Source organism: Dickeya chrysanthemi NCPPB 402, from assembly GCF_000406105.1.
GTDB classification, from domain to species: Bacteria; Pseudomonadota; Gammaproteobacteria; order Enterobacterales; family Enterobacteriaceae; genus Dickeya; species Dickeya chrysanthemi.
Genome location: NZ_AOOA01000064.1, coordinates 1 through 818 on the forward strand (window position 1 = coordinate 1; position 818 = coordinate 818).

Here is an 818-nt window from a genome sequence, read left to right on the forward strand (position 1 = left end):
ATTGTCTTTATATATTTTTTAATTAATTCAAAGTAATCTTTATTAATAGATTTGCCATCTATCTGTAAAATGTAATTTTCATTTTTTAATTTTATTGATGATTTTAATGGCATCCAATTGGTTTTTTCTTGGCTGAATACTGCCAACAATAGAGATACGTTTAAATTTCTGAGCATTATCAATGTCTTCATTATCCTTAATAAAGAAATCAGCTTCTTTTTTTTCTAATGAAATGGGATAAGTGATGTTTGGAATAAAAACTAATTTGTCTTTTTTGATTTTGAAATGGGAATGCATTTCTTCCAGCATTTCATCAGATACCGTTTGAAGATAATCAACATAATCGATATTTCGTGCCAAAATTTCATAGTTATGGATTTCTTCCATATAGTTACCATGAATTTGTACAATTAGCTTGGCTTTTGACTTAATATTATTATTCGCTAAACGATACATTTCCAGTTGAAGAGGATGAGTGAAGATAATGCTATCTTCTTCAGATAATAAAGATTCAATTTTCATCAAAACATGCTTATAGTGGGCACTGTATTCGGCTTTGAAGAATTGTTGATGGATAGAATAAAAAGGAATATTTCGGCAGCTAACATTTTCTGGAATGTCATTAAATAAATCTATGATGCTGGAGGTTTTGACATTGGGATGTAAGTGGATGGGGGGGATAAATGCTCTGCTCCAGTAATATTGCCAACAAAATTAATTAAATGAACATCCAGTCCTTCTTCAGCAAAAGCGTTTGCAGTATTGATAGATGATTTAACAAGGCCATTTACAGTCCGAATTCCGTTAACAAATATAAT

Annotated in this window: 2 protein-coding genes; both read right to left on the reverse strand. The window is 30.1% G+C overall.

The features are described 5' to 3' along the window. Nucleotides 1-78: 78 nt before the first annotated feature. Nucleotides 79-522: a glycosyltransferase family protein gene (locus DCH402_RS22800; protein ID WP_039998810.1), complete on the reverse strand. Its 444-nt coding sequence runs from the start codon at nt 520-522 to the stop codon at nt 79-81. 110 nt (nt 523-632) lie between these two features. Next, the coding region (locus DCH402_RS22925; RefSeq protein ID WP_233276265.1) for a hypothetical protein at nt 633-818 on the reverse strand (186 nt) is incomplete at its 5' end.